Origin of the sequence: Micromonospora sp. NPDC049049, assembly GCF_040649115.1 — a bacterium.
Lineage (GTDB): Bacteria > Actinomycetota > Actinomycetes > Mycobacteriales > Micromonosporaceae > Micromonospora.
Genome location: NZ_JBEZEX010000004.1, coordinates 160,315 through 174,854, shown reverse-complemented (window position 1 = coordinate 174,854; position 14,540 = coordinate 160,315). Strand labels below are relative to the sequence as shown.

At 70.4% G+C, this 14,540-nt stretch carries 17 protein-coding genes; 8 read left to right on the top strand and 9 right to left on the bottom strand.

The annotated features are described in order from the left end of the window. Positions 1–55: 55 nt before the first annotated feature. Positions 56–1,060 carry a cation diffusion facilitator family transporter gene (locus AB0B68_RS06725; protein WP_357201182.1) on the top strand — a complete coding sequence of 335 codons (1,005 nt, stop codon included), beginning with the start codon at positions 56–58 and terminating at the stop codon, positions 1,058–1,060. A 49-nt stretch (positions 1,061–1,109) separates the two neighbouring features. Further along, positions 1,110–2,195, top strand: a complete 1,086-nt coding sequence (locus AB0B68_RS06720) for a DUF3866 family protein (RefSeq protein ID WP_357258196.1) — start codon at positions 1,110–1,112, stop codon at positions 2,193–2,195. A gap of 102 nt (positions 2,196–2,297) precedes the next feature. Here AB0B68_RS06720 and AB0B68_RS06715 read toward each other — a convergent pair whose 3' ends face one another. From AB0B68_RS06715 to rfbA, 4 genes are all read right to left on the bottom strand, one after another. Beyond that, positions 2,298–2,492 (bottom strand): hypothetical protein, encoded by a 195-nt coding sequence (locus AB0B68_RS06715; RefSeq protein ID WP_355007957.1) that lies wholly within the window; start codon positions 2,490–2,492, stop codon positions 2,298–2,300. Positions 2,493–2,571: 79 nt separating this feature from the next. Further along, positions 2,572–3,930, bottom strand: coding sequence for a Pup--protein ligase (pafA, locus tag AB0B68_RS06710; RefSeq protein ID WP_210781723.1), 1,359 nt, complete (start codon positions 3,928–3,930; stop codon positions 2,572–2,574). 68 nt (positions 3,931–3,998) lie between these two features. Further along, on the bottom strand, positions 3,999–4,622 hold the full coding sequence (gene rfbC, locus AB0B68_RS06705; RefSeq protein WP_355007956.1) for a dTDP-4-dehydrorhamnose 3,5-epimerase: 624 nt from the start codon (positions 4,620–4,622) through the stop codon (positions 3,999–4,001). Continuing rightward, entirely contained in the window at positions 4,619–5,509 is an 891-nt protein-coding gene (gene rfbA, locus AB0B68_RS06700) for a glucose-1-phosphate thymidylyltransferase RfbA (protein ID WP_355007955.1), read from the bottom strand. The genes rfbC and rfbA overlap by 4 nt, the downstream gene beginning before the upstream one ends. Positions 5,510–5,594: 85 nt before the next feature. Between rfbA and rfbB the strand changes: the two genes are divergently transcribed. The 6 genes from rfbB to AB0B68_RS06670 are packed head-to-tail and all read left to right on the top strand — an operon-like array spanning position 5,595 to position 10,874. Continuing rightward, a complete protein-coding gene (gene rfbB / locus AB0B68_RS06695; protein ID WP_357201193.1) occupies positions 5,595–6,596 on the top strand; it encodes a dTDP-glucose 4,6-dehydratase in 1,002 nt (333 codons plus the stop codon). Next, on the top strand, positions 6,593–7,480 hold the full coding sequence (rfbD, locus tag AB0B68_RS06690) for a dTDP-4-dehydrorhamnose reductase (RefSeq protein WP_357258194.1): 888 nt from the start codon (positions 6,593–6,595) through the stop codon (positions 7,478–7,480). Before rfbB ends, rfbD begins: the two co-directional genes overlap by 4 nt. Beyond that, positions 7,477–7,848, top strand: a complete 372-nt coding sequence (locus AB0B68_RS06685) for a DUF2304 domain-containing protein (protein ID WP_112587313.1) — start codon at positions 7,477–7,479, stop codon at positions 7,846–7,848. The genes rfbD and AB0B68_RS06685 overlap by 4 nt, the downstream gene beginning before the upstream one ends. After that, positions 7,841–8,542: a glycosyltransferase family 2 protein gene (locus AB0B68_RS06680; RefSeq protein ID WP_355007952.1), complete on the top strand. Its 702-nt coding sequence runs from the start codon at positions 7,841–7,843 to the stop codon at positions 8,540–8,542. Before AB0B68_RS06685 ends, AB0B68_RS06680 begins: the two co-directional genes overlap by 8 nt. Continuing rightward, positions 8,539–9,849 (top strand): polysaccharide biosynthesis protein, encoded by a 1,311-nt coding sequence (locus AB0B68_RS06675; protein WP_357258191.1) that lies wholly within the window; start codon positions 8,539–8,541, stop codon positions 9,847–9,849. The genes AB0B68_RS06680 and AB0B68_RS06675 overlap by 4 nt, the downstream gene beginning before the upstream one ends. Then, entirely contained in the window at positions 9,846–10,874 is a 1,029-nt protein-coding gene (locus tag AB0B68_RS06670; protein ID WP_357208437.1) for a glycosyltransferase family 2 protein, read from the top strand. The genes AB0B68_RS06675 and AB0B68_RS06670 overlap by 4 nt, the downstream gene beginning before the upstream one ends. A 49-nt stretch (positions 10,875–10,923) precedes the next feature. Here the strand turns inward: AB0B68_RS06670 and prcA are convergent, their stop codons facing one another. The 5 genes from prcA to AB0B68_RS06645 all read right to left on the bottom strand — a co-directional run bounded on the left by prcA (position 10,924) and on the right by AB0B68_RS06645 (position 14,517). Next, a complete protein-coding gene (prcA, locus tag AB0B68_RS06665; protein ID WP_357207663.1) occupies positions 10,924–11,763 on the bottom strand; it encodes a proteasome subunit alpha in 840 nt (279 codons plus the stop codon). Between the two features lie 58 nt (positions 11,764–11,821). Continuing rightward, the gene (gene prcB, locus AB0B68_RS06660; protein ID WP_355007948.1) at positions 11,822–12,661 is read right to left on the bottom strand and encodes a proteasome subunit beta; all 840 of its coding nucleotides are present in this window, start codon (positions 12,659–12,661) and stop codon (positions 11,822–11,824) included. Continuing rightward, a complete protein-coding gene (locus AB0B68_RS06655) occupies positions 12,580–12,870 on the bottom strand; it encodes an endonuclease VII domain-containing protein (protein WP_357207667.1) in 291 nt (96 codons plus the stop codon). The genes prcB and AB0B68_RS06655 overlap by 82 nt, the downstream gene beginning before the upstream one ends. Positions 12,871–12,978: 108 nt before the next feature. Continuing rightward, the gene (locus AB0B68_RS06650; RefSeq protein WP_030332902.1) at positions 12,979–13,194 is read right to left on the bottom strand and encodes a ubiquitin-like protein Pup; all 216 of its coding nucleotides are present in this window, start codon (positions 13,192–13,194) and stop codon (positions 12,979–12,981) included. Positions 13,195–13,302: 108 nt separating this feature from the next. After that, positions 13,303–14,517: an acyltransferase gene (locus AB0B68_RS06645; RefSeq protein ID WP_357207669.1), complete on the bottom strand. Its 1,215-nt coding sequence runs from the start codon at positions 14,515–14,517 to the stop codon at positions 13,303–13,305. Between the last annotated feature and the right edge of the window lie 23 nt (positions 14,518–14,540).

Sequence of the window (14,540 nt, the reverse complement as noted above, 5' to 3'; positions counted from 1 at the left end):
GTTCGGATCGGGCCTCCCCCGGCGCGTCGCCGTCAGCGGTCATAGGGTGATCCTCATGTCGCAAGCGGAGGCCAGACCCGAGAGCGAGAGCGTCGGCACCGTCGTCGTCGCCGGGGCGGCCAACCTCGCCATCGCGGTCGCCAAGCTGATCGCCGGGCTGATCTCCGGATCAGCCGCGATGCTCTCCGAGGCGGCGCACTCGATCGCCGACACCACCACCGAGGTGCTGCTCTTCCAGGCGCTGCGCCGCGGCGCCCGCCCGGCCGACCAGCGACACCCCTTCGGGTACGGCAAGGAAAGCTACGTCTGGGCGTTCTTCGCCGCCATGTTCACGTTCGTCGCCGGCGCCGGTTTCGCCGTCACCCACGGCGTCACCACGATCCTGGTGCACAAGCACAGCGGCGACTACCTGATCTCGTACATCGTGCTCGGGGTGTCGTTCGTCATCGAGTCGATCTCGCTGGCCCGGGCCGTGCGGCAGGTCCGCCGCGAGTCGCGGCGCTGGCGGACCACGCCTCGGCGGTTCCTGCGGTTGACCGCCGACACCACCGTCAAGGCGGTCTTCCTGGAGGACAGCGCGGCCCTGATCGGTCTGGTGCTGGCCGGGCTCGGCGTCGGTCTGTCGCACGCCACCGGCGACGAGGTGTGGGACGGCGTCGCGTCGATCCTGATCGGGCTCCTGCTGCTGACCGTCGCCGGGATCCTCGCCAGCAACAATCTGTCGCTGCTGGTCGGCCGGGCCGTCCCGGAGCGGCTGCGACACGAGATCGAGCAGGATCTGGCCGGGCTGCCCGAGGTGGAACGCATCGACACCCTGTTGACCATGCAGCTCGGCCCGCAGGACATCCTGGTCGCCGCGAAGGTCGACTTCCGCGACGAGGCCACCGGCGCGCAGATCGAGGCCAGCGCCGACGAGGCCGAGCGGCGGCTCACCAACCGGTACCCGGAGATCCGCTTCGTCTTCCTCGACCCGACCCGTTCGATGCCGGGCGCCACCGGCACCGCCCGGCACACCCAGGCTGGGCCGAGCCCGGACGCCGGCGGCCCCGAACCGACCTGACCCGCACCCGGGCGCGGGCCGCCACGCCCGCGCGGCTAGCGTGCCCGTCATGGTGCGATGGCGTACGGGGACGGTGGCGACGCTTCGACGGCAGTGGACCGGGGCGGTGGAGCTGGACGTCGACCTGCCCGACGGCACGCGGATGCGGGCCCTCGCGTACCCGGAGCTGGTCGGCACGCCCCAGCCCGGCGACCGGGTGCTGCTCAACGCGGGCGCGCTGCTGATGGGGCTGGGCACCGGCGGGTACGCCCTGGTGGTCGCCCTGCCCGACCGACTGCCGCCGGACCCGCCGGAGGTCGCCGACACCCGCGACGCCGGGCATCTGGTCAAGGCCCGCTACACGCCGTTGCAGCCGATCCTCCTCGGCGTCGACGAGGAAGCCTCCCCGCACCGCGACGTGCTGGCCGACGCGGACGACCTGGGCGGCCTGCCGGTGGTCACCGCCGACCTGCACTCGGCGCTCCCGGCGATCCTGGCCGGCATCCGGGCCGACGCCCCGCAGGCGCGGGTGGCGTACCTGCTCACCGACGGTGGGGCGCTGCCCGCCTGGTTCTCCCGTACCCTCGCCGGGCTGCGGGACGAGTTGGTTGGCACGATCACCGTCGGGCAGGCGTTCGGTGGCGACCTGGAGGCCACCACCCTGCACGGTGGTCTGCTCGCCGCCCGCCACGTGCTCGACGCGGACGTGGCGATCGTGGCCCAGGGGCCCGGCAACCTGGGCACCGGAACCCGGTGGGGCTTCTCCGGCGTCGCCGTCGGCGAGGCGGTCAACGCGATCGCCACGCTGGGCGGGAAGCCGGTCGGCTCGCTGCGCATCTCCGACGCCGACGCCCGCCCCCGACACCGGGGCGTGTCACACCACAGCCTCACCGCGTACGGACGGGTGGCGCTCGCCGCGGCGGAGCTGGTGGTGCCCGACGACCTGGACCCCGCCCTTGCCGCCGAGGTGGACGCGGCGCTGGCGCCCCTGGCGACCCGACACCGGATCGTCCGGGTGCTCACCGACGGTCTGGACGCCGCGCTGCGGGCCAGCGCGGTACCCCTGTCCACCATGGGCCGTGCCCTGGACGCCGACCACGCCTACTTCCTGGCAGCAGCCGCCGCCGGCCGCCACGCGGCAACCCTGCTCCCCTGACCCCCCGCCAGCCCGCGTCGATCATGAGGTTATTGCGCTCCGCCTCGGCGTGTCATGGCAATAACCTCATGATCATCGCGGGCCAAAGAGGGTGCGTCCGGGTCAGGCCAGGAAGATCAGGGCTAGCCAGCCGCCCACGATGAGCGCCAGCGCCAGGGCCAGCACCCACGTCGGCACTGTGTAGTCACCGCGCCGGTTACGGTCGACCTCGGCGCGGATCTTCTCCCGCCGGCGTTCGATCCAGTTCTGCCGCTCGGTGCCGCGCTCGGGGCGGTCGGAAGGTCCAGAAGTCGTCATGGCGCGCTCAGCTTAACCGCTCGGCGCACCGGGCTGACCGGCCCCGTCGACGCAGCGCGTCGACGGGGCCGGCAACCGGTCACATGCTGGCGATCAGCCGCTCCACCCGCTCGTCGTACGCCCGGAACGGGTCCTTGCAGAGCACGGTGCGCTGCGCCTGGTCGTTGAGCTTCAGATGCACCCAGTCGACGGTGAAGTCCCGACGCTTCTCCTGGGCGTGCCGGATGAACTCGCCCCGCAGCCGAGCCCGGGTGGTCTGCGGCGGGGTCTCCTTGGCCTCGAAGATCTCCGGGTCGGTGGCCACCCGGTCGACGTCGCCGCGGCGCTCCAGGAGCCCGTAGAGGCCCCGACCACGGCGCACGTCATGGTAGGCCAGATCCATCTGCGCCACCCGGGGGTGCGACAGCGGCAGGTCGTGCTTGCGCTGGTAGCGCTCGATCAGCCGCAACTTGCTGACCCAGTCGATCTCCCGGGAGACCGGCTCCAGGTCGCCGCTCTCCACCGCGTTGAGCACCCGGCCCCACAGCTCGACGACCCGCTTGGCGGCCTGGTCGCCGCCGCGTCGCTCGACGAACTCGGTGGCCTTGGCGAGGTACTCCTGCTGGATGTCCAGCGCGCTGACCTCCTTGCCGTTGGCCAACCGCACCTTGCGCCGGCCGGTGATGTCGTGCGACACCTCCCGGATGGCCCGGATCGGGTTCTCCAGGGACAGGTCGCGCATCACCACCCCGGCCTCGATCATCCGCAGCACGATGTCGGCGGTGCCGACCTTGAGCAGCGTGGTGACCTCGTTCATGTTGGAGTCGCCGACGATCACGTGCAGCCGCCGGTAGCGCTCGGCGTCAGCGTGCGGCTCGTCGCGGGTGTTGATGATCGGGCGGCTGCGGGTGGTCGCCGAGGAGACGCCCTCCCAGATGTGCTCGGCCCGCTGCGAGAGGCAGTAGACCGCGCCGCGTGGAGTTTGCAGGACCTTGCCGGCCCCGCAGATCAACTGCCGGGTGACCAGGAACGGGATGAGCACGTCGGCGAGCCGGCCGAACTCGCCGTGTCGGGAGACCAGGTAGTTCTCGTGGCAGCCGTACGAGTTGCCGGCCGAATCGGTGTTGTTCTTGAACAGGTAGATCTCACCCGCGATGCCCTCGTCGTGCAGCCGCTTCTCCGCGTCGACGAGCAGGCCCTCCAGGATCCGCTCGCCGGCCCGGTCGTGGGCGACGAGATCGGTCACCGAGTCGCACTCCGGTGTCGCGTACTCCGGATGCGACCCGACGTCCAGGTAGAGCCGGGCCCCATTGCGTAGGAAGACATTGCTCGACCGGCCCCAGGACACCACGCGACGGAACAGATACCGCGCGACCTCGTCCGGGGACAGCCGCCGCTGCCCGCGATAGGTGCAGGTGACGCCGTACTCGGTCTCGAGGCCGAAGATTCGCCGCTCCATGGTGAGACATTAGCCGCCCGGAGGCCCGGTTCGTCACTGTCAGACCACAGGTCGTGCCCCGAGCGCCGTCACATACCGGTTGAGTGCGACATTCCGTCCGGACCGAGGCTCGCCGCGAACTGCCGGCAGCTGTCGTACTCCGGAAGCAGACCCCGCTCGCGGACCTGCGCCAGAGTCGGCGCCGCGTCGTCGCGCGCGGACAGCAGTGGAACGTCGGCGGGCCACTCGATGCCCAACTCCTCGTCCAGCGGGTGCACGGCGTGCTCGCCGGTCGGGTTGTATGTGGTCGAGCAGAGGTAGCTCAACGTCGCGTCGTCGGTCAACGCGCAGAACCCGTGCCCCAGCCCCTCGCTGAGGTAGACCGCCCGACGGTCGGTGTCGTCCAGCCGGACGCCCTCCCAACGACCGAAGGTCGGCGAGCCGACCCGCAGGTCCACGACCACGTCGAGGACAGCGCCCCGCACGCACGTCACGTACTTGGCCTGCCCGGGCGGGACGTCGGCGAAGTGGACGCCGCGCACCACGCCGCGCGCGGAGACCGACAGGTTGGCCTGGGCCAGCCGGAGCGGATGCCCCACCACCTCGGCGAGCTTGTCGAAGCGGTACCACTCCATGAACATGCCGCGCGGGTCACCGTGCTGCTGGGGGATGATCTCCCAGGCGCCCTCGATGCTCAGCTCCCGGATCTTCACCAGGAACCCCCGTCGTTGCCGGCCTGATCGCTGAGCAGACCGAGCAGGTAGGTGCCGTAGCCGCTCTTGGTCAGCGGCTCGGCGAGCGCGCGCAGCTGTGCGTCGTCGATCAGGCCGGCCCGCCAGGCGACCTCCTCGATGCAACCGATCTTGAGACCCTGCCGCTCCTCGACCACCCGGACGAACTCGGCGGCCTGCATCATCGAGCTGAACGTGCCGGTGTCCAGCCAGGCGGTGCCCCGATCCAGCACCGTCACCGCCAGCTCCCCGGTCTCCCGGTACACCTCGTTGACCGCCGTGATCTCCAGTTCGCCGCGGGCGCTCGGGGTGAGCTTGCGGGCGATGTCCACCACCCGGTTGTCGTAGAAGTAGAGGCCGGGCACCGCGTAGCGGGACTTCGGCCGGGCCGGCTTCTCCTCGATCGAGAGCACCCGACCATCGGCGTCGAAGTCGACCACGCCGTACTCCTGCGGGTTGGCCACCTGATAGGCGAAGACCCGCCCACCGACCAGGTCACTGTGGTCGGCGAGCTGCCCACCCAGACCCACGCCGTGGAAGATGTTGTCGCCGAGGACCAACGCCACCGACTCGGCGCCGATGAAGTCCGCGCCGAGGATGAACGCCTGCGCGATGCCCTCCGGGCGCTCCTGACTGACGTACTCCAGCCGCAGCCCGAACTGGCTGCCGTCGCCGAGCAGCCGACGGAACTGGTCCTGATCGTCCGGAGTCGTGATCACCAGAATCTCCCGGACCCCGGCCATCACCAGGGTGGAGAGCGGGTAATAGATCATCGGCTTGTCGAAGACCGGCATCAGCTGCTTCGAGACCGCCCGGGTGATCGGCCAGAGCCGGGACCCGGTGCCGCCGGCAAGTAGGATTCCGCGCATCGGGGAAGCCTAGCCGCACCCGGGCACGTCGTGCGGGGGTCACACACCGGGCGCCGCCCCGCCCGTCGCGTATACTTCCGGACCCGTGAGGATCCTCGTCACCGGCGGAGCCGGATTCATCGGGTCGGAGTACGTTCGCCTGCTGCTGGGCAAGCCCCTCGGCAGCGCGGAGAGCGTGCCGACGCTCGAGCCGGCCGTCGTGACCGTGCTGGACAAGCTGACCTACTCGGGCAACCTGGCCAACCTCGAGCCCGTCCGCGACGACCCGCGACTGCGTTTCGTGCAGGGCGACATCTGCGACCCGGTGGTTGTCGACGAGGCGGTGGCCGACCACGACGTGATCGTGCACTTCGCCGCCGAGTCACACGTCGACCGTTCCATCGCGGGCGCCGCGCCGTTCGTCACCACCAACGTGCTGGGCACCCAGACGCTGCTCGACGCGGCGCTGCGCCACGGCACCAGACGATTCGTGCACGTCTCCACCGACGAGGTCTACGGCTCGATCGACGAGGGCTCCTGGACCGAGACCTGGCCACTCGCCCCCAACTCGCCGTACTCGGCGTCCAAGGCCGGCTCCGACCTGCTCGCGCTGTCGTACCACCGCACCCACGGCATGGACGTGGTCGTCACCCGCTGCTCCAACAACTACGGCCCGTACCAGTTCCCCGAGAAGGTCATCCCGCTGTTCGTCACCAACCTGCTCGACGGTGGCACCGTCCCCCTCTACGGCGACGGCGGCAACATCCGTGACTGGCTGCACGTGCACGACCACTGCCGGGGCATCGCCCTCGTCCAGCAGAAGGGCCGTGCCGGTGAGGTCTACAACATCGGCGGCGGCACCGAGTTGACCAACAAGGAACTCACCGGCCTGCTCCTGGACGCCTGCGGCGCCGGGTGGGACCGGGTCGTCCCGGTCACCGACCGCAAGGGCCACGACCGCCGGTACTCCCTCGACATCACCAAGATCAGCGAAGAGCTCGGCTACCACCCCAGCATCACCCTCGACCAGGGCCTCGCCGACACCGTCCGCTGGTACCGGGACAACCGCAACTGGTGGGAACCCCTCAAGTCCGCGCCGACCGCATGACCCGACTCCTCGTCACCGGCGCGGGCGGGATGCTCGGCCGGGACCTGGTCGCCGTGCTGGGTGCACGACCCGACCTCAAGGTGACCGCCGCCACCCGCGCCGACCTCGACATCACCGACCCCGCCGCGGTCCGCACCGCCGTCGCCGGGCACGACCTCGTGATCAACGCCGGCGCGTGGACCAACGTCGACGCCGCCGAGGCCGACGAGGCCGCGGCGACGGCAGTCAACGGCCACGCCGTGGCCAACCTGGCCGCGGCATGCGCCACCGACGGAACACGGCTGATCCAGATCTCCACCGACTACGTCCTCGCCGGCAACGCGGACACCCCGTACCCGGAGGACGCGCCCATCGCGCCGGTCAACGCCTACGGCCGCAGCAAGCTGGTCGGCGAACAGGCCGTCGCGCGGCTGCTGCCCGACACCGGGTACGTCGTACGCACCGCCTGGCTCTACGGCGCGCACGGCCCGAACTTCGTGGCCACCATGCTCCGACTCGCCACCCAGCACGAACACCTCGACGTGGTCGACGACCAACACGGCCAACCCACCTGGTCGTACGCGCTCGCCGAACGGCTCGTCGCGCTCGCCGACGCGGCGCTGGCCGGTCACGCGCCGCCCGGCGTCTACCACGGCACCTGCGCCGGGCAGACGACCTGGTACGGGTTGGCGCGCGCCGCGTTCACGCTGGCCGGACTGGACCCGGACCGGATCCGACCCACCACCAGCGACCGGTATCCACGTCCCGCTCCACGGCCTGCGTACAGTGTGCTAGGGCACAGCCGCTGGGCAGCCGTGGGTCTACCCCCGCTTCCAGACTGGCACAGCGCCCTGGTTGACGCGTTCCACTCCCCCGCTCCACCCGCCCCGTGGAAGGTCGCATGAAGCTCACCCTCGTCACCGGCCTGACCGGCCTGCTGCTCCTCGGCACCATCGTCGAGCTGTTGCGCCGCCGTCAGCTGCGCGAGAAGTACGGCATGCTCTGGCTCGCCGTACTGATCATTGTGATTCCGCTGTCCCTTTTCCCCCGGCTGCTCGACAACGTCGCCGAACTCCTCGGCGTCGCCTCCGGTGTCAGCCTGGTGCTCTTCCTCGGCATCGTCTTCCTGCTGTTGGTGTGCGTGCACCTGAGCTGGGAGGTCAGCGCCCTGGAAGAAGAGACCCGCACCCTGGCCGAAGACTTCGCCCTGCTCCGCGCTGAGATCGACGCGGACCGGGCAGCCCGAGACGAACTGGTGTCGACCGATGGTTAACGGCAAGCGCACATTGATCATCATCCCGGCTCTCAACGAGTCGGGCTCGATCGCCGACGTCGTCGGCGAGGTCCGCGGCGAACTGCCCGGCGTCGACGTGCTCGTCGTCGACGACGGCTCCACCGATCGCACCGCCGCCGTCGCCGCCGCCGCCGGTGCCCTGGTCGCCAAACTGCCGTACAACCTCGGCGTCGGTGGGGCCATGCGCCTCGGCTACCGCTACGCCCGTGACCACGACTACGACGTCGCCATCCAGATCGACGCCGACGGCCAGCACGACCCCCGGTACGTGCCGAAGCTCGTCGACCTGCTCGACGACAACGACCTCGTCATCGGCGCCCGCTTCGCCGGTGAGGGCGACTACAACGTCCGCGGCCCCCGCCGCTGGGCGATGGTCATGCTCTCCGCCGTGCTGTCCCGGGTCGCCCGCACCAAGCTCACCGACACCACCTCCGGCTTCCGGGCCGCCAACCGGCGGGTCATCGAGATGTTCGCCAGCTGGTACCCGGCCGAATACCTCGGCGACACGGTGGAGACCCTGGTGCACACCGCTCGCCGCGGCTTCCGCATCCGCCAGGTGCCGGTCGCCATGCGCAAGCGGATGGCGGGCACGCCCAGCCACTCCCCCGCCAAGGCGATGGTCTACCTCGGCCGCGCGTTCGCCGTTCTCACGCTGGCGCTCATCCGCCGGTGATCCGACGGCTACTGAGCCTGGTCCCGCCCGGCACCGTCGCTGTCGGTGCCGGGCTGGCCCTTCTCGGGCTCGCCTCCTACGTTCACCTCGCCGTCGCCGGCCACAGCCTCAGCCAGGCCGACTACTCGTCCCTGTCGGTGCTCTGGTCGATCGTGTTCACCCTCGGCATCGGCGTGTTCATGCCGATCGAGCAGGAGGTCGCCCGGGTCGTCGCCGCCCGACACAGCCAGGGGCTGCCGCCCGGCCCGGTGCTGGCCCGCGGCGTCACCGTCGCCGCCGTGATGCTCGCGGTACTGGTGTTGGCCGTCACCATCGGCCGCCAGCCGCTCGCCGACAAGCTCTTCGCCGGTGACGGCAACCTGGTCACCGTGCTGATCGGCGCACTCGCCACGATGGCCGTCGCCTACGCCACCCGTGGCGTCCTCTCCGGCCTGCAACTGTTCCCCTGGTACGGCGCTCAACTCGGGATCGACGGCGGCCTGCGGATCATCATGGTGGCCCTGCTCGGGCTGGCCGGAGTGACGTCGCCCGTCTGGTACGGGCTCGTGCTCGTCGCCGCCCCCCTGGTCAGCGTCCTCCTCACCCTGCCACCGGTGCTGCGCGCCATCGGCGGAGGCCCTCCGGTCGCCTGGGCCACGCTGCTACGCGGCCTCGGCCTGCTCACCGCCTCCAGCCTGCTCTCCCAGGTCGTGGTGAACATCGGGGTGATCAACGTACAGCTGCTCTCCCCCTCCGACGCGGCAGCCGCCGGCGCACTGCTCTCCGCCCTCGTGCTGGTCCGCATCCCCCTGTTCGTCTTCGGCTCCCTGCAGGCGTCACTGCTGCCCGGCCTGGCCACCACCGCCACCACCGGCGACCAGCAAGGCTTCCACAGCCTGCTTCGTCGGGCGCTCGGCATCGTCACCGCGCTCGGCCTCGCCGGCGCCCTCGGCGCCGTGCTGCTCGGCCCATGGTTGGTCGGCACCCTCTTCGACGCACCCGGCGTCCTCGGCCACGGCGACTTCGCCTGGCTGGCGGCCGCCACGCTCGCCTACCTGTGGGCGATGGTGCTCGGTCAGGCCCTGCTCGCCCTCGACCGGCACCGCGCCCAGGCCCTCGCCTGGACCGCTGGCGTCGCCGCCCTGATCGCCGTGACGCTGATCCCGGCTCCGGTCACCCTGCGAGTCGAACTGGCGTACACCATCGGCTCCGTCATCGTGGCCGCCACCATGGCGATGCTGCTGCGTGGCGGCTTCAGCCGACCCACCACCCCCGCCCGGCCGCTCGCCGAGGCCGTTGCCCCTGCCGCATCCGGAGGCATCCGATGACCCGACCCCGGGTGAGCGCCGTCATGCTCGCCTACGGCCCGGAGCCCTACCTCGTCGACGCCGCCCAGGCGGTGCTGGCCAGCACCGACGTCGAGATCGACCTCATCGTCGTCGACAACGGCTGCACCGGCGACGGCATCGACATCGTCAAGGGCCTGCCCGGGGTGCGGGTGATCCGACCGGAGGAGAACACCGGCTACTCAGGTGGCTGCCGGGTCGGCGCCGCCGAAGCCACCGGTGACTGGCTCGCGTTCGTCAACTCCGATGCCGTCGTCGCACCCGACGCCCTGGCCAAGACCACCGCCGTGGCCGCCGAAGCGGGCGTAGGCGCGGCCATGGCGTCGATCCGGTTGGCCGACACCCCCGAGCTGATCAACACCAGCGGCAACCCGCTGCACTTCACCGGCCTCTCCTGGGCCGGCGGCAACGGCGAACCGGCCAGCAACCACGCCGTACGCCGTGCCGTGCCCTCCCTCAGCGGCTGCTGCTTCGTGATCAGCCGGCAGCTCTGGCGCGAGCTCGACGGCTTCGCCGCCGAATACTTCGCGTACCACGAGGACACCGAACTCAGCCTGCGACTGTGGCAGCGCGGACTACGACTGGAGTACGTGCCGGACGCCGTCGTGCGGCACCACTACGAGTTCTCCCGCAACGCCCTGAAGCTCTACCTGGTCGAGCGGAACCGACTGGTCACCCTGCTCACCGCCTACGAGGCGCGGACACTCGTGGTGCTCGCCCCGGCGCTGCTGCTCACCGAGGCCGCCATGCTCACCGCCGCGGTCGCCGGCGGCTGGTCCCGGCAGAAGCTGCGGGGTTGGGGCTGGTTGTGGCGCAACCGCGACTGGGTTCGCGGCCGTCGACGGCAGCTACAGGCTGAACGCCGGGTGCCGGACGGGGTCATCGCGAAGCTGATGACCGGTCGGGTCACGCCCTCCGGTGTGCCGACCACACCCGGCCTGGGAGCGTTCAACGCCGTCGCCGGCGGTTACTGGGCCCTGGCCCGGCCCCTGCTGCGCCGAGGATGACCGCTGGTGCCGGCCCCGGAACACGGGGCCGGCACAGGCGAGCAGAACCCTAGCGTTCGCCGCCCTCCGCGGGCCGGTCCTCCAGGTCCGCGGAACCGGCCGACGACGTCGGCTTGTGCCCCTCCGTGGTCGGCACGACCGGCTCGGCGGGACCGCCCGCCGCGTCCGCCGCCTGCCCCTCGGCCGTCGCATCCCCGTCCAACAGAGCCGTCAGCGCGGCACCGGTGATCCGCCGGAACGTGCGTCCGATCCGCTGACGGTCCAGGACCGCCACCTCGAGCTGGTTCGCGGCGATCGTCCGGGCGGCACCGCCCTCACCGCCGGCGCTGCTCAACGCCTGCACCGCCACCCTGACCGCCTCGGCCAGGGACATGTCCGCCCGATGCTCCGACTTCAACACACCGGTGATCGCCTCGGCCTGACCACCCATGGCCATCCGCCCCGGCTCGTCGTTCACCGAACCGTCATAGGTCAGCCGGTACAGCTCGTCCGCCTCCGGGGTGGCACCAACCTCCGCCACGCAGATCTCCACCTCGAACGGCTTCGACTGCTCGGTGAAGATGGCACCCAGGGTCTGCGCGAACGCGTTGGCCAGCGCCCGACCAGTGACGTCACGCCGGTCGTAGCTGAGCCCGTTCAGGTCGGCCATCCGGACTCCGGCGCGGCGCAGGTTCTCGAACTCGTTGTACCGGCCGACCGCGGCGAACCCGATCCTGTCGTAGATCTCGCTCACCTTGTGCAGGGCACTGGAAAGGTTCTCCGCGACGAAGAGGACCCCGCCGGAGTAGCTGAGGACCACCGCGCTGCGACCCCGAGCGATGCCCTTGCGGGCCAACTCGGAGCGGTCGCGCATGATCTGTTCGGGAGAGGCGTAGAACTGCATGGCCACGTCGGCGGTTCTCCTTACGGCGCTGTGCTGACGACTGCTGACTGGTGAGGTGCGGGTCTCAACCGCCCGGGTTCTCCATCCGGCCGGCAACCACGCCCTCGGCGATCGCCGCCGTCTCGGGGTCGGTCAACCGGCGGGTGCCCTCGGCGGTCGCGGTCATCACCACGGGGTAGATCCGGCGGGTCAGATCCGGCCCACCGGTCGCGGTGTCGTCGTCGGCGGCGTCGTAGAGCGCCTCGACCGCCAGCCGCGTCGCGTCCTCGACGGACAACCCGGCCCGGAACCGCTTCTTCAACGCGGACTTCGCGAACAGCGACCCGGACCCGATCGCGTCGTAGCCGGTCTCCTCGTACGGGCCACCGGTCACGTCGAAGCTGAAGATCCGACCGGCTCGCGCCGGGTCGGAGGCGGCCAGGTCGAACCCGGCGAAGAGCGGCACCACTGCCAACCCCTGCATGGCCGCCCCCAGATTGCCCCGGATCATCGAGGCCAACCGGTTGGCCTTACCGTCCAACGAGAGCATCGCGCCCTCGATCTTCTCGTAGTGCTCCAGCTCCACCTGGAACAGTCGCATCAGCTCGATGCCGATACCGGCGGTGCCCGCGATGCCGACCAGCGAGTACGCGTCGGCGGGGTGCACCTTCTCGATGTCGCGCTGCGCGATCAGGTTGCCCATGGTGGCCCGTCGGTCGCCCGCCATCACCACACCCTCGGCCGCCGCGATGGCGACGATGGTGGTCGCGTGGGGCGCCAGGTCGGCGGCCATGCCCGGCGGCAGCGGTCGCCGACCGGGCAACATCTCGGGGGCCACCCGACTCAGAAACGTCGTGAAGGAGGACGTCCCCGCGTTGGTGAACACATCTGGAAGACGCCCGGATGGATCAAAGCCCGCTGCCACGTGGTTCCTCTCAGGTACGTGATCGCCCTGGCCAGCCTCATGGGACTGTCACGGAACTGGCCAAGACCACCGTTGCAGTTGAAGCAGAGTATCCCGCGCACCCATCCGGTGCGATGATCGTGGTCCAGATGTTGCGGGTCGGCGCCGCCACGGATCGCGCAGACCCCGCCCTGCTCGGCCAGGAGCTCCTGAAACTCTTTCTCACCCACGCCGTACCGGCACCGCAGGTGGGGCAGCCACTCGCCGCAATCGCGGCAGCGGCGGTGGCCATCCCGGTCATCCAGAGGACGGGGCTGTCCGCTTTGTGCCCTTATGCCCTACTGGCCGCCTTTTTGCACGTAGCCCCTCACAAATTCCTCTGCATTCTCTTCGAGGACGGAGTCGATCTCGTCGAGGAGGTCGTCGACGTCCTCGGTGATCTCGGCGTGCCGCTCGGCCACCTCGGGGTTGGCCTCGGTGGTGACGTCCTCGATTTCCTCGCCCTGACGGGACTTGCCGGACTGCGACTGGCCGCCGCTGTCATGAGTGGCCATGGCTGTCTCCTCCACGATCGTCTGAGATGAAATCTACCCCGCGCAGACGACAGAAAGCCCTCACGTCCGCCGTGTTCGGGGTCAGGGACGTTCGATTACGCCGAAGGGTCAGCCCCGGGGAGCCGACGCGTCGGCCGGGACCGGCGCCGGCGCCCGCTCCGACTCACGCTGCCGCTCCTCCGGGGCCTCCGCCTGTGGTGCCCCGCGCCGCAGGCGGGGTGTCCAGTCCTTGAACCGCAACGCCTGCTTCTCCACCAGATGCCAGGACAGGAACGCCAGGACGACGGTGAAGACCATGACCACCGCGAAGTAGCCGACGAACCCCCAGGCAGCCGCCCCCAGCCACGCCAGCATCTGCTGCACGACGAAGGAGTAGATGTAGATGCCGTACGAGTAGTCGTTCTTCTGGCCCACGCGGTGCAGCAGCCGTGGCAACCGGACCGCGAGGTAGAGGATGGCGTACTCGTAGGCGAGCAACGCCGGGCCGAACAGGTGGCCCTCCAGGGTCTGCCAGCCCGTCACCACGATGGCGAGCACGCCCAGGACGTCGCTGATGGGCAGCTTGTCGCTGTAGAGGTCCGCCACGGCGCCCACCAGGAACATGAAACCGAACCGCAGGAACCAGATCTTGCTGAGTGTGCCGAGCAGCGGCAACGTGCCGACGGAGCCGCTGGTGAAGTATGTCGATCCGCCGAAGCGCAGCGCCTCGTACTGGTTCCACAGCAGCAGACCGAAGACGAGAACGGCGGCCGCGAGCACCAGCCAGCGGGCCCGACGCAGCACCGCCACCACGGCCAGCGACGCCACGATCAGGTAGCAGAAGATCTCGTAACTGAGCGTCCAGAGTGAGCCGTCGAGGACGCTCTTACGCACCAGGTCGCCGTACGGCGTGTCCCGGAAGACGTCCATGATCCCCTGTTGGCGGTAGCCACCCCACCAGTTCGCCTGCAGGAAGTTGACCACGCCGGCCGGGTGCCGCCACAGGCCGTCCAGGTTGCCGCGATCGGCGTACCAGACGATCGGGGCCACCACGAAGCCGATGAACAGCAGACACACCCAGAGGCCCGGCCAGATCCGCAGGGCACGGTGCCACAGGTAGCGGGGCAGGCTGGCCCGCCGGGCGCTGCGGGTGATGAGGAAGCCCGAGATGCCGAAGAAGCCGGCCACCCCCAGACCGGCCACGTCGACGACCTCGGTCAACGGTCGGGCGTACCCGATCACCGCGGTGTGCGCGAGGACGACCGCGACGGCGAAGCAGAGCCGCAGGAAGCCGAAGCTGTTGGCACGTCCGGCGTACGCGTTCGACAGCGGTACAACGGTCATCGCACGCAGGCCAACCTGCCGGG

Coding starts and splice junctions, on each gene's coding strand:
- AB0B68_RS06725 (WP_357201182.1), top strand. CDS start 56: ATGTCGCAAGCGGAGGCCAGACCCGAGAGCGAGAGCGTCGGCACCGTC.
- rfbD (WP_357258194.1), top strand. CDS start 6,593: ATGACCCGACTCCTCGTCACCGGCGCGGGCGGGATGCTCGGCCGGGAC.
- pafA (WP_210781723.1), bottom strand. CDS start 3,930: ATGGAGCGGCGAATCTTCGGCCTCGAGACCGAGTACGGCGTCACCTGC.
- AB0B68_RS06715 (WP_355007957.1), bottom strand. CDS start 2,492: ATGACGACTTCTGGACCTTCCGACCGCCCCGAGCGCGGCACCGAGCGG.
- AB0B68_RS06720 (WP_357258196.1), top strand. CDS start 1,110: ATGGTGCGATGGCGTACGGGGACGGTGGCGACGCTTCGACGGCAGTGG.
- AB0B68_RS06685 (WP_112587313.1), top strand. CDS start 7,477: ATGAAGCTCACCCTCGTCACCGGCCTGACCGGCCTGCTGCTCCTCGGC.
- AB0B68_RS06670 (WP_357208437.1), top strand. CDS start 9,846: ATGACCCGACCCCGGGTGAGCGCCGTCATGCTCGCCTACGGCCCGGAG.
- AB0B68_RS06650 (WP_030332902.1), bottom strand. CDS start 13,194: ATGGCCACTCATGACAGCGGCGGCCAGTCGCAGTCCGGCAAGTCCCGT.
- AB0B68_RS06680 (WP_355007952.1), top strand. CDS start 7,841: ATGGTTAACGGCAAGCGCACATTGATCATCATCCCGGCTCTCAACGAG.
- rfbA (WP_355007955.1), bottom strand. CDS start 5,509: ATGCGCGGAATCCTACTTGCCGGCGGCACCGGGTCCCGGCTCTGGCCG.
- AB0B68_RS06645 (WP_357207669.1), bottom strand. CDS start 14,517: ATGACCGTTGTACCGCTGTCGAACGCGTACGCCGGACGTGCCAACAGC.